The organism is Colwellia sp. F1 (genome assembly GCF_056238625.1).
This window is the reverse complement of sequence record NZ_JBWDLI010000008.1, coordinates 159,284-176,094: the sequence shown is the minus strand read 5'-3', so window position 1 is coordinate 176,094 and position 16,811 is coordinate 159,284. Positions and strand designations below refer to the sequence as shown.

At 39.3% G+C, this 16,811-nt stretch carries 20 protein-coding genes; 5 read left to right on the top strand and 15 right to left on the bottom strand.

Features of this window, described 5'->3' with window-relative positions; translation table 11 throughout:
- Positions 1-59 precede the first annotated feature (59 nt).
- The 12 genes from AC0UA9_RS09760 to rpoE all read right to left on the bottom strand — a co-directional run bounded on the left by AC0UA9_RS09760 (position 60) and on the right by rpoE (position 10,206).
- Positions 60-302 (bottom strand): hypothetical protein, encoded by a 243-nt coding sequence (locus AC0UA9_RS09760; RefSeq protein ID WP_475659584.1) that lies wholly within the window; start codon positions 300-302, stop codon positions 60-62.
- A 160-nt stretch (positions 303-462) separates the two neighbouring features.
- Positions 463-894, bottom strand: coding sequence for a holo-ACP synthase (gene acpS, locus AC0UA9_RS09755; protein ID WP_475659583.1), 432 nt, complete (start codon positions 892-894; stop codon positions 463-465).
- 149 nt (positions 895-1,043) lie between these two features.
- A complete protein-coding gene (gene pdxJ, locus AC0UA9_RS09750; protein ID WP_475659582.1) occupies positions 1,044-1,784 on the bottom strand; it encodes a pyridoxine 5'-phosphate synthase in 741 nt (246 codons plus the stop codon).
- Positions 1,785-1,829: 45 nt separating this feature from the next.
- Positions 1,830-2,552: a DNA repair protein RecO gene (recO, locus tag AC0UA9_RS09745; RefSeq protein WP_475659581.1), complete on the bottom strand. Its 723-nt coding sequence runs from the start codon at positions 2,550-2,552 to the stop codon at positions 1,830-1,832.
- Positions 2,553-2,620: 68 nt separating this feature from the next.
- Positions 2,621-3,532, bottom strand: coding sequence for a GTPase Era (gene era, locus AC0UA9_RS09740; RefSeq protein ID WP_475659580.1), 912 nt, complete (start codon positions 3,530-3,532; stop codon positions 2,621-2,623).
- A gap of 3 nt (positions 3,533-3,535) precedes the next feature.
- Complete coding sequence (rnc, locus tag AC0UA9_RS09735; protein WP_475659578.1) at positions 3,536-4,264, bottom strand: ribonuclease III; 729 nt, start codon at positions 4,262-4,264, stop codon at positions 3,536-3,538.
- Positions 4,264-5,196 (bottom strand): signal peptidase I, encoded by a 933-nt coding sequence (gene lepB, locus AC0UA9_RS09730; RefSeq protein ID WP_475659577.1) that lies wholly within the window; start codon positions 5,194-5,196, stop codon positions 4,264-4,266. The genes rnc and lepB overlap by 1 nt, the downstream gene beginning before the upstream one ends.
- 65 nt (positions 5,197-5,261) lie before the next feature.
- Complete coding sequence (lepA, locus tag AC0UA9_RS09725; protein ID WP_475659576.1) at positions 5,262-7,052, bottom strand: translation elongation factor 4; 1,791 nt, start codon at positions 7,050-7,052, stop codon at positions 5,262-5,264.
- A gap of 90 nt (positions 7,053-7,142) precedes the next feature.
- Positions 7,143-7,634, bottom strand: a complete 492-nt coding sequence (locus AC0UA9_RS09720; RefSeq protein ID WP_475659574.1) for a SoxR reducing system RseC family protein — start codon at positions 7,632-7,634, stop codon at positions 7,143-7,145.
- Positions 7,634-8,755, bottom strand: coding sequence for a MucB/RseB C-terminal domain-containing protein (locus AC0UA9_RS09715; protein ID WP_475659573.1), 1,122 nt, complete (start codon positions 8,753-8,755; stop codon positions 7,634-7,636). Before AC0UA9_RS09715 ends, AC0UA9_RS09720 begins: the two co-directional genes overlap by 1 nt.
- A 153-nt stretch (positions 8,756-8,908) precedes the next feature.
- The gene (locus tag AC0UA9_RS09710) at positions 8,909-9,538 is read right to left on the bottom strand and encodes a sigma-E factor negative regulatory protein (RefSeq protein WP_475659572.1); all 630 of its coding nucleotides are present in this window, start codon (positions 9,536-9,538) and stop codon (positions 8,909-8,911) included.
- A gap of 86 nt (positions 9,539-9,624) precedes the next feature.
- Positions 9,625-10,206 carry an RNA polymerase sigma factor RpoE gene (gene rpoE, locus AC0UA9_RS09705; RefSeq protein ID WP_475659570.1) on the bottom strand — a complete coding sequence of 194 codons (582 nt, stop codon included), beginning with the start codon at positions 10,204-10,206 and terminating at the stop codon, positions 9,625-9,627.
- A 240-nt stretch (positions 10,207-10,446) separates the two neighbouring features.
- Between rpoE and nadB the strand changes: the two genes are divergently transcribed.
- Positions 10,447-12,105, top strand: coding sequence for an L-aspartate oxidase (gene nadB / locus AC0UA9_RS09700; protein WP_475659569.1), 1,659 nt, complete (start codon positions 10,447-10,449; stop codon positions 12,103-12,105).
- On the opposite strand, the gene AC0UA9_RS09695 is transcribed toward nadB, so the two are convergent.
- Both AC0UA9_RS09695 and AC0UA9_RS09690 read right to left on the bottom strand, forming a co-directional pair.
- A complete protein-coding gene (locus AC0UA9_RS09695; RefSeq protein WP_475659568.1) occupies positions 12,080-12,526 on the bottom strand; it encodes a hypothetical protein in 447 nt (148 codons plus the stop codon). The two genes, nadB and AC0UA9_RS09695, sit on opposite strands and share 26 nt — an antisense overlap.
- A 49-nt stretch (positions 12,527-12,575) precedes the next feature.
- Positions 12,576-12,860, bottom strand: coding sequence for an FAD assembly factor SdhE (locus tag AC0UA9_RS09690; protein ID WP_475659567.1), 285 nt, complete (start codon positions 12,858-12,860; stop codon positions 12,576-12,578).
- Positions 12,861-13,060: 200 nt separating this feature from the next.
- On the opposite strand from AC0UA9_RS09690, the gene ygfZ reads away from it, so the two are divergent.
- Both ygfZ and AC0UA9_RS09680 read left to right on the top strand, forming a co-directional pair.
- Positions 13,061-14,038: a tRNA-modifying protein YgfZ gene (gene ygfZ / locus AC0UA9_RS09685; protein ID WP_475659565.1), complete on the top strand. Its 978-nt coding sequence runs from the start codon at positions 13,061-13,063 to the stop codon at positions 14,036-14,038.
- 94 nt (positions 14,039-14,132) lie between these two features.
- Positions 14,133-14,624: an FKBP-type peptidyl-prolyl cis-trans isomerase gene (locus AC0UA9_RS09680; protein WP_475659564.1), complete on the top strand. Its 492-nt coding sequence runs from the start codon at positions 14,133-14,135 to the stop codon at positions 14,622-14,624.
- 218 nt (positions 14,625-14,842) lie between these two features.
- On the opposite strand, the gene AC0UA9_RS09675 is transcribed toward AC0UA9_RS09680, so the two are convergent.
- The gene (locus AC0UA9_RS09675) at positions 14,843-15,325 is read right to left on the bottom strand and encodes a YajQ family cyclic di-GMP-binding protein (protein WP_475659563.1); all 483 of its coding nucleotides are present in this window, start codon (positions 15,323-15,325) and stop codon (positions 14,843-14,845) included.
- Positions 15,326-15,467: 142 nt separating this feature from the next.
- Between AC0UA9_RS09675 and AC0UA9_RS09670 the strand changes: the two genes are divergently transcribed.
- Positions 15,468-15,869, top strand: coding sequence for a VanZ family protein (locus AC0UA9_RS09670; protein ID WP_475659562.1), 402 nt, complete (start codon positions 15,468-15,470; stop codon positions 15,867-15,869).
- 8 nt (positions 15,870-15,877) lie between these two features.
- Positions 15,878-16,807, top strand: a complete 930-nt coding sequence (locus tag AC0UA9_RS09665) for a ketopantoate reductase family protein (protein ID WP_475659561.1) — start codon at positions 15,878-15,880, stop codon at positions 16,805-16,807.
- The last annotated feature ends 4 nt before the right edge of the window (positions 16,808-16,811 follow it).

Here is a 16,811-nt window from a genome sequence, read left to right as displayed (position 1 = left end):
TTAAGGTAGTCGATAAGGCTATTATTAGCATTCTTAGCTAAGTGCCTTTACACCCAATGTTATTTACGCATCGCAATATCGGGGGCTGTATTGATATCACCATCTTCGGTTATTACTGCCACGCCTGTATCACTACTAAGAACAGCTAAACTCTCGCCATTTTCATCGCGTACAAAAAGTAATTCATAACCAAACTTTCCTAAACTACTCGCTGAAAATTTTTGTGCTAATGAAAGTTTATCCCACCAAATAGATTTTTCAGGTGAACGTCTTTCAAGCATAGGCTCTTCTTGCGCTTGCATGACCACTCCTTTTTAACCTCTGGATAATAGCTGCTATGGTATATTGTAGCAGTTGATAACGACTTAACAGTTAACGCACTGCAGCATTATGATAGTATAAAAAAGTAGTAAAGCAAAACAATATTGCTTTCGTTGGCTTATTGCTGCTACTTACTTGTTGTTAAGTAGATGAAAGTGTGACAAAAGCAGTGGCATAATGTTTTTCATCGGCAAGAGAAATATGCCAATCATTTGCCTTTTTTTCTTGTACTATCGCTAAAGCATGCCCAGTAAAGGTTAATGTTGGCTGTCCGCTGTCGAGTGTTATTATCTCTATATGCTGAAAAGATACGCCGCTCGCAATCCCTGTGCCTAAGGCTTTAGCTGCAGCTTCTTTCCCCGCCCAACGTTTAGCAAGATAACGCACAGCTTTATTTGCATGTACTGTCTGGGCGGTTGTTTCTGAGTTATTAACAGTGGTATTCATTGAACAAAAATGTTGATACTCGGTTGGTGTCAACACTCGCTGGGCTAAGCGATCACGTGTATTATCAGCCATGGTGGCAATACGGCTTATTTCTATAATATCGGTACCAATACCAACAATGGGCATAGACGATCCTTTAAATTATATAGGTTTTAGGGACTAGAGACTAGAGACTAGGTACTAGGTACTAGGTACTAGGTACTAGGTACTAGGTACTAGGTACTAGGTACTAGGTACTAGGTACTAGGTACTAGCGCCTAGTCTCTTCCTAGCGTCTAGTCTTTCCCTAATCTCGCTGCAAGCATTAAAGCTTTCATGTCTCTAACTGCTTTATCAAGGCCATCAATAGCCGCGCGAGCAATTATTGCATGGCCAATATTTAATTCAACTAACTCTTCAATGGCCGCAATAGGCTTTACATTAAAGTAAGTTAAACCATGCCCCGCGTTAACCTTTAAACCAATACTATGCGCATACTTAATTCCGTCAGTTAAACGCCTTAACTCTGCTTGTTGGTCAAGTTCATTATCCGCGTCGGCATACTGCCCTGTATGAATTTCAATATAAGGTGCACCACTGGCTAAAGCTGCATCTATTTGCGCTTTATCAGCGTCAATAAATAAACTAACTTGTGTACCAACAGCAGCAAGTTTTTCAACAGCTTCTGACACTTTAGCCAGTTGGCTAACAACATCTAAGCCACCTTCTGTCGTTAGCTCCTCTCTTTTTTCAGGGACTAAACAGCAAAAAGCAGGTTTAACATCACAAGCAATGGCAATCATTTCATCAGTGACCGCCATTTCAAAATTCATCCGTGTGTGCAATGTTTGTTTTAATAAATAAATATCGCGGTCTTGAATATGACGTCTGTCTTCACGTAAGTGAACAGTGATCCCATCAGCACCTGCATGCTCAGCAACACTTGCTGCATAAACAGGATCAGGGTAATTAGTGCCTCGGGCTTGGCGTAATGTGGCAATGTGATCCACATTCACCCCTAAGAACAATTCTTTCATTTTATTCTCTCTTATCTCTCTATTCGTGGTGATATTATATCACTATTATCTGACAAATAATTTTCGGCTATTTAATGGCTTACCTTCAAGCAAATGGTGTAGAACATTGCGCATTAATAGCTTAAACGTATGGGCTACATCACCTGCTAGCACTGTCCCATGGTGAATATGCTCAGCAATCATTCGTAAGTGCTCGGTACTAAACCAAGGGGTGCTGATATTAGTAATTGAATATTGATAAGCGGGGACAAAGCCTTCCTCGGCAATGTAATAAAAACCTACAATCTGCGTGCTTGTTTCATTAAATATTGGGCTAAAATCAAAACAGAGCCCTAACTCTTCCAACAAACATAATTCAAACAGCCTTAATTGTGGGGCAATGGGTAAATTATCAGATAAGGCCTGCAGCGTAGACTGATACTGGCTAAATAAAGCTTCACAAGCAATACCCTGGGCTAATAGCCTGACCATGAGCTCATTTAAATAAAAACCACTATATAAACTATGTTTACTTAATGGATAAGAGTTTGCTGTTGTTTCAAGGCTTTTGATCAGTTTTAACGAAGTGTTGTTGTCTTTAACAATACACTTTAACGGTAAAAATGGCTGGATCATGCCTTTTTTAATAGACCGCTTAGATTGCCCTACATAAACAAGCGCAGAAATTTTACCTTCAAATTTAGTGAGCAACTCTAGCAATTGCTGGTTTTCTTTAAAGGGGCGTGAGTGGAGTACAAAGGCATCTTGTTCTAGCTGAATATTTGACATGTTGTCTACTTTTACACTCGTCACTCATCATAGGATGTAAATCGTTGGTTAGTATAACATGGCGTTAACTAACCTGAGTAATCATCACCATAGCCAAGACTTCTTAAAGCGCGCTCATCGTCTGCCCAGCCTGATTTAACTTTTACCCACGTTTCTAAGAATACGCGACTGTCAAACAAGGTTTCCATATCACGCCTAGCTTCTTGACCAATAGTTTTCAAGCGCTCGCCCTTATTACCAATAACCATACGCTTTTGACTGTCTCGCTCAACCAGTACTAAGGCGTTAATATGAATAGTGCCTTTTGTGTCTATTTTAAATTGTTCAATTTCAACGGTAATAGAATAAGGAAGCTCGTCACCAGTAAAACGAATCAGTTTTTCTCGAATAATTTCTGAAGCCATAAAACGGCTTGATCTATCGGTGATATGATCTTCTGGAAACCAAAAATCACTTTCTGGCAAACTGGCTAAACACAGTTTTTTTATCGTGTCTACGCTATGACCTTTACTTGCAGAAATAGGCACAATATCAGTAAAATTATGCATTGCACCTAACTTTTGTAAATGCGGCAGTAGGTCATCTTTATCAACAATATTATCAATTTTGTTCACAACAAGAATACAAGACGAACCACTTTTTTTAATTTTATTAAGGACTAATTCGTCATCGGTAGTCCAATGAGTTCCTTCAACTAAAAAGAGCACAAGTTCAACTTCCGCAATAGAGCTACTAGCTGCGCGGTTCATCACGCGGTTTATCGCACGCTTTTCTTCTGCGTGCAATCCCGGTGTATCGACTAAAACCGCTTGCTTATTACCCTCTGTAAATATACCTAAAATGCGATGACGTGTGGTTTGTGGTTTACGCGAGGTTATGCTTATTTTTTGGCCAAGCAACGCATTAAGCAAAGTAGACTTACCTACATTGGGGCGACCAACAATGGCAATTAACCCTGCATGGGTAGATTCATGATTCATTAACTAGTTTACCTTATTGTTTTTCTTCTTTGAGCCAAGCTGCTCTAACTGTGCTAAAACTTGTTGCGCGGCCGCTTGCTCAGCTTTTCGTCTGCTTGTTCCCTTAGCAATAACTTTGGTATTAACCACCTCGGTTACACAACTAACAGTAAAACTTTGGTTATGCGACTGTCCACTCGTTTCAATAACATCATAAACAGGTAATGGGATCTTTCTGCCTTGAAGGTATTCTTGTAAGCGGGTTTTTGGATCTTTTTGTTCATTACCTGGTTTGATTTCGATTAACCTTTGGTCAAACCAAGTAAGGATCAACTGCTTACACTGTGCTATATTTGAGTCGAGATACACAGCGCCAATGATGGCCTCTATAGCATCTTCTAAAATAGAGTCTCGCCTGTGGCCACCGCTTTTTAGCTCTCCAGGCCCTAGTATCAGGTAGTCACCTAAGTGAAAGTCCCGACCGATTTCAGCTAAAGTCACCCCTTTAACTAAACTAGAGCGCATGCGAGTTAAATCTCCTTCATTATGGTTAGGAAATCGTTCAAATAACGCTTGGGCAATAACAAAACCTAAAATAGAGTCACCTAAAAATTCTAACCTTTCATTGTGCTGCCCTTTGGCACTTCGGTGCGTAAGGGCTTGCAACAATAATTCAGGCTTGGTGAAATTATAACCAATTTGTTTTGATAAACGCTTTAACATTAGCGCACTTGTCTGCTTTTTATTGCCCATCAGTTTATTGCACCAATACGCTCAAAGCGCACATTGGTCGGTATCCAACGCGGTAAAAAGCTATCGTCGCTACGGTCAAAGTCAAAACTCATCCAAATTGCAACCGCTTGACCAACCAGGTTTTCTTCAGGTACAAACCCCCAAAATCTACCATCTAATGAATTATCTCTATTATCACCCATAACAAAATAATGGCCTGCTGGCACTAAAAACTCATCTTGGGCTGTACCTGCTTGCTTAAAATAATGGCCAGTTCTTGATAACGTGTTTTGATCATTTAAAATACTATGGGTTTTACCAAACATAGTCGTTTCAAATTGATTCATGCCGTCTTCTGCGTCAGGGCCTTGGTACTTCTTACTAAAGGTATTTACAATTTGCACAAAATCAGGGCAAGTGGTATCAGCTTCGGTACAGGGCTTTTTAATGTATAAAGACTTATTACGATAAATAATACGGTCTCCAGGAAGCCCTATAACACGTTTAATATAATCTATACGTGGGTCTTCAGGGTATTTAAACACGATAACATCACCGCGTTCTGGCAAACCAATGTTATAAAATTTATGACGAGTAACAGGCTCACGTAAGCCATAATTAAATTTATTAACTAAAATAAAATCGCCGTCAAGTAAGGTTGGCATCATAGAGCCTGAAGGTATTTGAAAAGGCTCGTAAATAAATGAACGTAATATTAAGACAATAGCAATAACAGGAAAAATTTGCGAGAAAGTGTCAACGACAGGCGATGGCTCTGACAGCTTGGCTACCGTGCTTTGTGATAATTCAGCACCACCTTGTGCTTTTATTGCATTTTGTGCTTGTTCAAGGTTTAATTTACGTTGTGGTGCTAAATAGAGCTTATCGGCAAGCCAAACAATACCGGTGATTGCCGTAATTGCTACTAGGATAATTGAAAAATAAACAGCCATAGGGATCCTATTGTTAATGAGTATACCAACAATAAACCACGCGGGTTTATTGTTGGTCGTGTTAATTAACTATCTAATTTAAGTACGGCTAAAAACGCTTCTTGAGGCACTTCAACATTACCAACTTGCTTCATACGTTTTTTACCCTCTTTTTGTTTTTGTAATAACTTTTTCTTACGGCTGATATCACCACCATAACATTTGGCTGTTACATTCTTACGTAATTGTTTCACTGTTGTTCTAGCGATAACGTTATTACCAATTGCCGCTTGAATTGCAATATCAAACATTTGACGATGAATTAACTCTCGTAGTTTATCAACCAACAAGCGCCCACGAGGTACTGAGTTTGTTCGATGCGTTATCATGGCTAAGGCATCAACTCTGTCGCCATTAATCATCACGTCAACACGCACCATATCTGCGGCATCAAAACGCACAAAATGGTAATCAAGTGAGGCATAACCACGACTGGTTGATTTTAATCTATCAAAAAAGTCCATGACCACTTCCGCCATGGGAAGTTCGTATGACAATGCGACTTGGTTTCCATGATAAATAAGATCTTTCTGAATACCACGTTTTTCAATACACAAGGTAATAACGCTACCTAAATATTCTTGTGGTACCAAAATATTGGCTTGTACAATAGGCTCACGAATTTCTTCAATATTATTAATTGCTGGTAAATCAGCAGGGTTATCAATTGATAATATTTCACCATTAGTACAAGCAATTTCGTAATTAACCGTTGGCGCCGTGGTTATTAAATCAAGATCATATTCGCGCGCCAAGCGCTCTTGAATAATTTCCATGTGGAGCATACCCAGAAAACCTATGCGAAAGCCAAAACCTAGCGCAGATGAGTTTTCTGGTTCAAAAAACAAGGATGCGTCGTTAAGGCTTAGTTTGTTTAGGGCATCACGGAAACTTTCATAGTCATCAGAGCTAATCGGAAAAATACCCGCATAAACTTGTGGCTGTGCCTTTTTAAAGCCAGGTAAAGGGTTAGCTGTTTCTTTTTTGCTGATAGTAACTGTATCACCTACAGGCGCACCATGAATTTCTTTAATGCCTGCAATAACAAAACCCACCTCGCCTGCGCGTAAAATGTCGGTATCAACTTGTTTCGGTGTAAATATACCAACTTTGTCCACTTGGTGAACTTGCCCAGTAGACATCACTAACATTCTGTCGCCTTTGCGAATTTCACCGTTCATCACTCTAACTAAAGAGACAACACCTTGATAGTTATCAAACCATGAGTCAACAATTAACGCTTGCAACGGCGCATCATACTCTCCTGTTGGCGGTGGAATATTTTTAACTATGGTTTCTAAAACATCTTCAATGCCAATACCTGTTTTAGCTGAACAGGTCACCGCATCCGTTGCATCAATACCAATAATATGTTCAATTTCTTCACTGACCCGATCAGGGTCTGCTTGTGGTAAATCTATTTTATTTAAAATAGGAATAACTTCTAAATCCATTTCAATGGCGGTATAACAGTTAGCAACAGTTTGTGCTTCAACACCTTGGCCAGCATCAACCACTAATAACGCCCCTTCACATGAGGCTAAAGAGCGAGAAACTTCATAGGAAAAGTCAACATGTCCGGGGGTATCAATAAAGTTAAGTTGATAAGTTTCACCATCGTTAGCTTGATAATCTAAAGTAACACTCTGTGCTTTAATGGTAATACCGCGCTCACGTTCAATATCCATTGAATCAAGCACTTGGGCTTCCATTTCTCGTTCTTGCAAACCTCCACAATGCTGAATTAGACGATCTGATAGTGTCGATTTACCGTGATCGATATGGGCGATAATTGAGAAGTTACGTATGTATTTCATAAATGGTATTCAGATAAAGTTATTAATTCAAGAATGCGCTGATCTTAACGAATTTAGCGCGCTGGGGCTATCTTTTGTTTTTGATTGCTCTTAATTAGTGCTGATATTATCAACATCCAAGGGTTTAGGTAAAATTCGCAAAATTTTAGGCTGCAATTTTTTCGACTGATTTGGCTTATTTTGTAAATATTTGGCTAGGCGATAACCTAAATAACCACCAAAGATGCCAAGCAAGACCGCCATTAACTCATGCGCTAGTCTATCTGTTTGTATTAACCATTGACCCAAAGCGGAAAAAACAAACAGCCCAAAAACCGGCAGTAAATACACTTGCCAAGCACTGTGCAACACATTGCTTTCAGGCACTGTCAGCACAACACTGTCACCAATTGCTACCTCTTGTTTTTTCAGTGCGGCTGGCTTGTTCAAGCGAACAGAAAGTCTTTTCTGCGGAATGGCTTTCGCCACTTGCCCATTAGCACAGCTGTCGACTTGTGCACAACTATTGCAGGTAGATTTAATTTGACTTTCTACAGTAATGTTGTCATTACTAATAGCAGTTACTGTTGCTAACTCTTCCATTAGGGCGCAACTAATTTAGGGTTAAAGCTGACAGAACTCACAATTTCTTTCGCTGTTTCTAAGGGGATTTTCCCAACCACGCTTACCTCAACATTATTGATAATTTTGCTCAATACGAGTGTTGCGCCATCATTGGCAAACTCCACCGCTCTGTTTTTTTCTTGGCTGGGGTTAACATAAACAGAGATATCTATTAACCCATCATTAAATAGCATAAATTCAACCGGTTGCTTGCTGTGATTAATTCGATGTCTATCAGACTTTACCGGTTCAAAACCCTCTGGCAACCAATTTACTTGCCAGGCTAACTCAGTTTCTGCTTGTTGCGCTGACACGTCAATCACACTGGGTAACTCTGCCACCTGCAAATGGTGCAAGTTATCAGACACAGTATCGGTAATATCTAGGTGGGTAAACTGAATTTGCTCGAGTAAATTACCTTTACGTGTGATAACGGCTAATTTAAGTAATAAACCACTGTCTTGATCTAACCAAAGCCAGTATCCAAAACGATGGATATCTTTAGGTACAATACGAACTAACTGTGCTGCCCGGCCTAACACCCGATTTTTACCGACAACAACTAAATGATAGTTTTTTTCCAACACACTAATATCTTGGCTAAAAACAGTAGGGATTGGCCCACTAATGTGTGTTGCTTTTATAGAGTAAGGTGCATATTCTGGCTCAATATAGCTGACCGTATTATCAATACGTAAAATATCACGACGCGGACCATTTAGTAGTGCTAATATTTCCAGTTCTATCGTGTCACTTTCAACCACTTCACTTGCTATCGCCGAGTTTTCCGTTGTGGGGGTTTCTGCCTTTGCGCTGTTTTCAACACTATCGTCCGTGGATGAGTTTTCTTCCGCTAAATGTTGTGCAACGGTATTGTCAACTTTAGTGACAATGCCGTGCATCCAGTGATAGGGCTCAGCTTGGTTATTCTTAACTACTACAAACGAGGTATTAAAATTAACCTCACGTAAAGATTGAGACAAGCGCTCTAGCAGCATTTTTGCTTGCTCTGTATCCGCAGACTTAACTGAAAAGCTAGCCAACAAACTGGCCATACAAATCAAAACACAAGCAAAAGAGAATGAGGTTAGTAGTTTCATATTTTCTCGACATAAAGGAAAAAAAAGTGAATAACTCATTATACTTAAGTTATTCACTTTTTATAAGGCTATTATGTTGCGCTAAGTATGTAGCCTGGTGCTAACTATTCAGCGCTATCACGATATAACAAATAATATAAGACAAATGGCGCGTTAATTAGATGTTTCTAACTCTGTTTTACGTTCTGCCGCTGAGTTCTCACTGTTATCTTGTATCACAGCACTCAACTTAACTTGTTGCTCGTGGTCTGACAATAATGCTTGAAAGCGTCTTTGCTGTTCAATTCTTTGTTCAAGAGCCGCTTTTTGCTGTAGTTTAGTGTTTTGTGGGTAATTGAAGCTAACAGGATTAGCAAACCCACCTAAAGGTTTGGTTTGCACTATTTGGCTTGGCATTATGATCTCATCGGTATCGGCAGTATTCTGCTGTACACCAATAATCATCAGCCCTGCTGCTGAGGCTGCAATTGCTAATTGGCCAGCAGGCTTTATAAATTGAATAACTTTTGCCTTAAACCCAGTAGCGCTTTTGTTGGTGCTAACTTTTGGTGCTAACACAGTTGGCTCTTCAGTAATCGCGGCGGCAATTTGTGTGGATAAATCAAGTTGTAATGCAGTTGGGGTTTCATTGCGCATTACATCACCAATTAAATGATAGTTATGCCATGTATTTGCTAAGTGGTCATCCTTGAGGACTTCATCAATAATTTGCTCTGCTTCTTGCTCAGAAACGCGGTAATTATCAACTATCGATGATACTGTCTCAAACTTACTTTCACTCATACTTTTACCTTTTAATTCGCACCTTGTTGGTGCTAAAAATTGATAAACTTTCGTTTAACTAATCGCTATAACGAATATAACTAATATTACTCACTTTTTAACAGTGGCGTAATTTTTTTATCTATCACATCACGTGCTCTAAAAATCCTTGAACGTACTGTCCCAACAGGACACTCCATAATTGTCGCTATTTCTTCGTAACTTAACCCTTCAATTTCTCGAAAATTTATCGCTACTCTTAAATCATCAGGTAATTGCGCTATAGTGTCAAAAATAACTTTTTTAATTTCTTGCGTAAGCAGTACTTTTTCAGGTGTAGCATTTTCTCTTAACGCTTGCCCACCGTCGTAAAATTCAGCATCTTCAACCTCAACGTCATTACTTGGTGGCTTACGTTTTAAAGCAACACTGTGGTTTTTTGCACAATTAACAGCAATTCGATATAACCAAGTATAAAAAGCACTCTCGCCTCTAAAATTAGGCAAGGCACGGTAAGCCTTAATAAAAGCTTCTTGTACTATATCGGGTACATCGCTGTAATTACTCACATAACGTGATACTAAATTAGACACTTTATGTTGGTATTTCGTTACTAATAGGTTGAAGGCGTTTTTATCACCTTGCTGCACCCGTTCAACCAATAATTGATCGACGTTCTGTTCGCTCATTTGAGCCATTTCTCCTAAGTATACTCTTTATAATTTAGAGTAAAAAATCACTTTACACATTTGGCTCATAACAAACGCATTAATTAAGACTGCACTTTATTTAAAAAGTTCTATTTATTTTAACTTTATCATTAGTTTTTTATAAATTACTGGTAATTCATACTGGTTAACACTGTTATCAAACGCTAATAAACGTTAATATTGTACTATAATAACTGATTTTACTTAAAATTCGTATATATGAATCTACAAAACAACTGTGATGTTTTAATTATTGGTAGCGGTGCTGCTGGTTTAACACTTGCCTTACACTTAGCCAAAAATGCCGATGTTGTAATTTTAAGTAAAAGCCAACTCAATGAAGGCTCAACTTATTATGCCCAAGGTGGGGTGGCCGCTGTTTTTGATGAAAATGACAGCATTCAAGCGCATGTTTCTGACACCCTAATTTCAGGTGCGGGTTTGTGCGATGAAAAGGCAGTGCAATATACCGCTGAAAACGCTAAAGCTTGCCTTGACTGGCTTATTCAACAAGGTGTTGATTTTGATAAAGAAGATGACGAACAAGGTGGCGAGACAAAATACCACTTAACACGTGAAGGCGGCCACAGCCATCGACGCATTTTGCATTCAGCAGATGCAACAGGGAAAGTAATACAAACCACGTTAGCCCAACGTGTTAAACAACACTCTCGCATCCGTGTATTTGAACGCTACAACGCCATTGACCTTATTTGCGAGCCAAGAACAGCTAGCGCTGAAAATAAAAGCGAAAAACAATGTATTGGCGCATATATATGGAATAGAAACACTGAAAAAGTAGAAAGCATTTACGCCCAAAAAACCATTTTAGCCACGGGTGGTGCAAGCAAGGTTTATCAATACACCTCTAACCCTGACGTAGCCAGTGGTGATGGTATTGCAATGGCTTGGCGCGCAGGTTGCCGTGTCGCAAACATGGAGTTTAATCAGTTCCACCCTACGTGTTTATTTCACCCTGACGCTGGTACTTTTCTCTTAACTGAAGCTCTACGAGGTGAAGGCGCGAAATTAAGACGACCTGATGGCAGCCGGTTTATGCCCGCCTTTGATGAGCGTGCTGAATTAGCCCCCCGTGATATTGTTGCCCGCGCTATAGACTATGAAATGAAGCGTCTTGGCGTTGATTGCATGTACCTTGATATAAGCCATAAATCTAGTAGTTTTATTAAACAGCATTTCCCAACTATATATCAACGCACCAAAGATTTAGGTATTGATATAACCAAACAGCCTATGCCTATTGTCCCTGCCGCCCATTATACTTGTGGGGGGGTTATGATTGACCAACACGGCAGAACAGATGTTCACCAACTCTATGCCATTGGCGAAATGTCCTACACTGGGCTACATGGTGCCAACCGCTTAGCAAGTAACTCCTTACTGGAATGTTTAGTGTATGCACGCGCTGCGGCACTCGAAATTAGCGAATCATTAACTCACGACAACTGTTTTATTAAGTTACCTCCTTGGGATGAAAGCCGGGTAACAAATTCTGATGAAGAAGTCGTAATTCAACATAACTGGCACGAACTACGACTATTTATGTGGGACTATGTTGGCATTGTTAGAACAACGAAAAGGCTTGAGCGCGCACTACACCGCGTAGAGTTATTACAGCGAGAAATTCAAGAATATTATCGAAACTTTAGGGTGAGTAATAACTTACTCGAGCTAAGAAACTTAGTACAAGTAGCGGAATTAATCATTCACTGTGCTTTAAAACGAAAGGAAAGTAGAGGGTTACATTACACCTTAGATTATCCCGACACCTTAGCAGAAGCAAAACCCACTATACTGGTGGCAAAATTAACATCTGACAAAAGCTTAGTACCTAAGGTTGATGACTCAATTGAGTAATAACCTTAGTTAACCGAGAGAAGTCCTGATCGCTTAAACTATCTCTATAGATAAACAGGTTTTTGCCTGTGTTTAGACAGCTGTTGTTTTGACCGTACTTACCGCGCTTGTGTCGTTGATCAAATAAATGCTGATCAGCGACATTAACAGCAAGCATAGTGTTAACCGCTGTCATAGGCTGTAAAACCAACCAACAACCTAAAAAACTAAACCGACTATTGGGATGTAGTTGATAATAGTGCTCGCCTGCAAAAGTACATACCCCTTGCTGGCTAAGCTCAAACTTTGTTATCGTAGCAGAGTTACCCTCTTTGTATGACAGACCAAAGAGGAGCAAAATAAAGCTAAATACCACTATAGCTAATGCTAAGTGATAAGCATAAGTAAAAAACAGTAAAGGCAATAACAGTATAAAAACCAAGCCTCCCGCAGATAAAAGTTTTTTATAACGAGATTTTTTAACGCTTATATTATACTTTAACTCGATTGAGAATAAATTGCACCATGGTGTTAAGTTCGGTGTCTTCACAGGTTTTATGCCCCATAAACCAAGCAAACAGTTCAGGATCTTGTTCAGTGAGTAAGCGCTCAAAAACTTGTTGTTGTTTGGTTGTTAAGCCATCATAAACGTTATCAACAAAGGGAATAAATAAAATATCTAACTCTAGCATTCCACGTCGACAAGCCCACCTTAGTCGCGCTTTATTCACTTTGGGGATTGTAGGGGTTGCTAAAGAATTTACTGCTGTTGGCATAATGAAGTAACCTAAAAAGTTTAACTAAGAGAAAATCGCTTTTATTCGAACATTTAAGTACATTGTAGCAATAATATTAATTTTTTCGCCAATTATTATCTCTTTTTTGCAACTTTACTTGATTTATCATCAGATCACCCATACCTATCTTCTATTCACCCCGCTATTATCTGATATTTATCACTGTATAGGCTTCCTTTATGTCATTAAATTTTGAAGAAAAACTTCCCACCCTAGCACAGTTACCCAGTACTTATTTAGTTTCCTTAAGCCATTATAGTGCTATTTCATTGTATGGCGATGAACAAACTAAATACCTACAAGGTCAAGTGACTTGTGATGTTGCAACAAGCACCGAGCACACTTTACATACAGGCGCACATTGTAATGCCAAAGGTAAAGTATTTAGTGTTTTTCGTTTGTTAAACAGAAATGCAGCTCACTTATTGGTGCAACCTAAAGCAAGTATTGAGTCGTCACTGGTGGAGTTAAAAAAATTTGGTGTGTTTGCCAAAGTAGCGATATCAACAACGGATGACTTAGCCTTTTTAGCGCTAGTGGGAGATAATGCCGTTAGCCTGCTCAAGCACCATTTTTCTAGCATTCCTGACAGTTTAACCCCTGTGGTGCAGTCAGGTTCAACCACCATTGTATATATTGCGGGAAAACAAGCACGCTACCTATTAATTGACACCCAAGCTAACTTAGACAGTGTGATTGAAAATAGTCATTTACCCCTATACCCTAATGCTGTTTGGGACTTACTGGAAATAAGCGAAGGGTTTGTGCAAATTTCTAATGAAAGTAGTGCTGTGTACGTACCACAAATGCTTAACTTACAAGCAGTTAATGGCATTAGCTTTACTAAAGGCTGTTATTTAGGACAAGAAACTGTCGCGCGTATGCAGTATTTAGGTAAAAACAAAAAAGCTTTATTTTCGTTAACCGCCTTATTAAAGCAACCCATACAAAGCGATGATGTTCTTGAGCGTAAATTAGGTGAAAACTGGCGCAAAGCAGGTGATATTTTATCGACTTACCAAGCTGATGACGGTACATGTTACCTGCAAGCCGTATTAGGCAGCGAGGTAGACAGCTCATTTGAATTAAGAATAAAATCACAGCCCGACTCTACCGTGACAATTGAGGCACTACCATATTCCTTAGTCACTGAATAAAGACGAACGAATACGTCTTTATACAAAATGGTTTCACAGAATTTTTTTACTTGAGTGAATTATTATGTTCACTTTTAACAACAGAGAGAGATATATGAAAATTACCCAAAATTCAGTAGTGGTAATGCACTACGCGGTATCAGATAGCGAAGGCACATTAATCGATAGCTCTTATGATGATAAACCTATGTCTATTATTCAAGGGTCTGGCTATTTAATTGAAGGCCTTGAAAATGCATTAATTGATCACCAAGCAGGTGACAAATTCGAAGTAGCAGTAAGTGCTGACCAAGCTTATGGTCAACGCCATGACGATTACGTGCAAACCGTTCCCAAAGAATTACTACAAGGCGTTGAAGACTTAACCGTGGGTACTCAACTACGTGCTAGTACCGATGAAGGTGAGCAAACCGTTATTGTTATTGATGTAGCTGATGACGCAGTAACTGTTGATGGTAACCACCCATTAGCCGGCATTGATTTAAATTTTGAAGTAGAAGTGTTAGAAGTTCGTGCAGCAACCGAAGAAGAGCTTGCTCATGGTCATATCCACAGCGAAGGTGAAAGCTGCGGCAGCACCCACTAGTCATCAAGCTGGATGAATATCGTAGCAGCACCACAGATATGGTGACTGAAACGGTGTTTATACAAAATGACCTTCGGATAACTGCCAGGAAAACAGTTGAAGCGGCCTTGGCTGCTTTTATTGACTGCTACTATAAAAGACCTTCACTGCATCAAACTAAACGTTGGTATTGCGTTACGTAAAACGAATACAACTAAGCTTAAAACAAAGGTTCAAAACTAGTCTTTAAAGTTGGTAAACTGAAATGATTGCGCTAAGTCAGCTTCACGAATTAAGCGCATTACTGCTTGTAAATCATCACGCTTCTTTCCTGTTACTCGTACTTGCTCACCTTGAATAGCCGCTTGCACTTTAAACTTTTCTGCTTTAATCAACTTAACCACTTTTTTCGCAACGTCTTGCTCAATGCCTTCTTTAAACGTCACTTGTTGGCTCCAGTTTTTACCCGTTGCCGTTGCTTGGCTAATAGTCATTGCTTTCGCATCAACATTGCGTTTAGTGAGTTGACTACGCAACATATCGCATAGTTGTTTTAACTGAAAGTCCCCTTCTGCTTTTACCGTCACTACCGGCTTTTTCCATTCAAAACTGGCTTCGACACCACGAAAGTCAAAGCGCGTTGTCAATTCACGGTTGGCATTATCGACAGCATTACGTACTTCTTCTAGGTCTGTTTCAGACACGATATCCATTGATGGCATAATCTTCTCTCTATTAACTAAGTGATAATGCCTATTATACCTGGCAACAACAGCCAAACAAGCAAGCATTATTGATAAATTTCATTCTTAATTCCCTCAAGCATGATAATATTAACTTCTAGTTTGTTTAACCTAATACACTGTGAAAATTTATCACCACTTAAGCTTTTTTATTCTTATTGTCTGTTGTGCAACACTCTTGTTTTTTTCGAGTGAACTGCAGTTACCAGCACAACTGACAAGACTCGTATTTCGCTCACCACAAATTGATACTATCGGCCATTTTATTGCTTTTTTTATTTTAACTTGGTTTGTTGCTTCTGTGATAAAACTTTCATTATTAGCAACTTTCTTTACATTGTGTTTTTATGCCGCGCTTAGTGAGTTAGGCCAATATTATTTAGGCTTTCGCAATGGTGAGTTCAGTGATTTTTTTGCAGATGTAGGCGGGATTGGTTTATATATACTGCTTAAACTGGCCTATTTTCGCTATAAAATATATACGCGCAAAAGTACAAAAAAGTGCGGTTTAGATCAGAGGTAACTCAGTAGATGAATATTATTATTGTTGGCCAAGGAGCCATTGGATTACTTTGGTACCATCACCTATTGCAGCTAATAGCTAGCACTACTCATAACAGTAAACACCAAGTCCATTTATTAACTTCGAGTAAAGCAGCTGCTGCTAACCAATACCATTTTACCGACCACACAGGCGTGTTACACCAACATAACATTCATTATGCCAAAACTCAGCATATTGAAGCTGCCGATGTTGTGATTTTTTGTGTAAAGTCTTTTCAAATAGCACAAGCGCTTAATACAATAGCAGACAAATTAACAAGTCATTGTAGCCTACTACTGGCTCATAATGGCATGGGAACCTTAGCTGAATTGCCTGAAAACACCGTAAATAAACATAACTTTTATGCCTTACTTACAACCCATGGCTGTTTGCGAACAGCGCCCTTTAGCGTTACTCACACAGGTGTGGGGTCAACAGATATTGGTTTATTGTCTGGTACTGTTAATGTAATGCAGCAACAAGCACTTACCCGATTACTTAACAAGGCATTGCCAAAGGTGTTTTTTCATCAAAACATCGCACAAAAACAATGGATAAAACTGGCAATAAACTGTGTAATTAACCCTTTAACTGCGGTGCATAATATAGAAAATGGCCAAATAAACACTCGAAAATTTTCAGCCATTATGCAGCAGGTACTTGAAGAGGTTGTCACCATTGCAAGCTGTGAGGGGGTAAAGTTAGCGCAAGATGAATTGATACAAACAGTACAAGAAGTAGCGCAGGCAACCGCTAAAAACAGCTCGTCTATGCGCTGTGATATTCTCGCCAAACGCACCAGTGAAATAGACTACATTAATGGTTACATTCATCGTTTAGGGATTCAGCATAACATTGCCACCCCTACGAACAGTGAATTATGGCAAGCAGTGACAAAACTAGACGCTAGCGCCTAGTTCC

Bases quoted from the DNA above. Each gene is read 5' to 3' on its own strand.
- AC0UA9_RS09760 (WP_475659584.1), bottom strand. From the start codon at position 302: ATGCAAGCGCAAGAAGAGCCTATGCTTGAAAGACGTTCACCTGAAAAA.
- acpS (WP_475659583.1), bottom strand. From the start codon at position 894: ATGCCCATTGTTGGTATTGGTACCGATATTATAGAAATAAGCCGTATT.
- pdxJ (WP_475659582.1), bottom strand. From the start codon at position 1,784: ATGAAAGAATTGTTCTTAGGGGTGAATGTGGATCACATTGCCACATTA.
- recO (WP_475659581.1), bottom strand. From the start codon at position 2,552: ATGTCAAATATTCAGCTAGAACAAGATGCCTTTGTACTCCACTCACGC.
- era (WP_475659580.1), bottom strand. From the start codon at position 3,532: ATGAATCATGAATCTACCCATGCAGGGTTAATTGCCATTGTTGGTCGC.
- rnc (WP_475659578.1), bottom strand. From the start codon at position 4,264: ATGGGCAATAAAAAGCAGACAAGTGCGCTAATGTTAAAGCGTTTATCA.
- lepB (WP_475659577.1), bottom strand. From the start codon at position 5,196: ATGGCTGTTTATTTTTCAATTATCCTAGTAGCAATTACGGCAATCACC.
- lepA (WP_475659576.1), bottom strand. From the start codon at position 7,052: ATGAAATACATACGTAACTTCTCAATTATCGCCCATATCGATCACGGT.
- AC0UA9_RS09720 (WP_475659574.1), bottom strand. From the start codon at position 7,634: ATGGAAGAGTTAGCAACAGTAACTGCTATTAGTAATGACAACATTACT.
- AC0UA9_RS09715 (WP_475659573.1), bottom strand. From the start codon at position 8,755: ATGAAACTACTAACCTCATTCTCTTTTGCTTGTGTTTTGATTTGTATG.
- AC0UA9_RS09710 (WP_475659572.1), bottom strand. From the start codon at position 9,538: ATGAGTGAAAGTAAGTTTGAGACAGTATCATCGATAGTTGATAATTAC.
- rpoE (WP_475659570.1), bottom strand. From the start codon at position 10,206: ATGAGCGAACAGAACGTCGATCAATTATTGGTTGAACGGGTGCAGCAA.
- nadB (WP_475659569.1), top strand. From the start codon at position 10,447: ATGAATCTACAAAACAACTGTGATGTTTTAATTATTGGTAGCGGTGCT.
- AC0UA9_RS09690 (WP_475659567.1), bottom strand. From the start codon at position 12,860: ATGCCAACAGCAGTAAATTCTTTAGCAACCCCTACAATCCCCAAAGTG.
- ygfZ (WP_475659565.1), top strand. From the start codon at position 13,061: ATGTCATTAAATTTTGAAGAAAAACTTCCCACCCTAGCACAGTTACCC.
- AC0UA9_RS09680 (WP_475659564.1), top strand. From the start codon at position 14,133: ATGAAAATTACCCAAAATTCAGTAGTGGTAATGCACTACGCGGTATCA.
- AC0UA9_RS09675 (WP_475659563.1), bottom strand. From the start codon at position 15,325: ATGCCATCAATGGATATCGTGTCTGAAACAGACCTAGAAGAAGTACGT.
- AC0UA9_RS09665 (WP_475659561.1), top strand. From the start codon at position 15,878: ATGAATATTATTATTGTTGGCCAAGGAGCCATTGGATTACTTTGGTAC.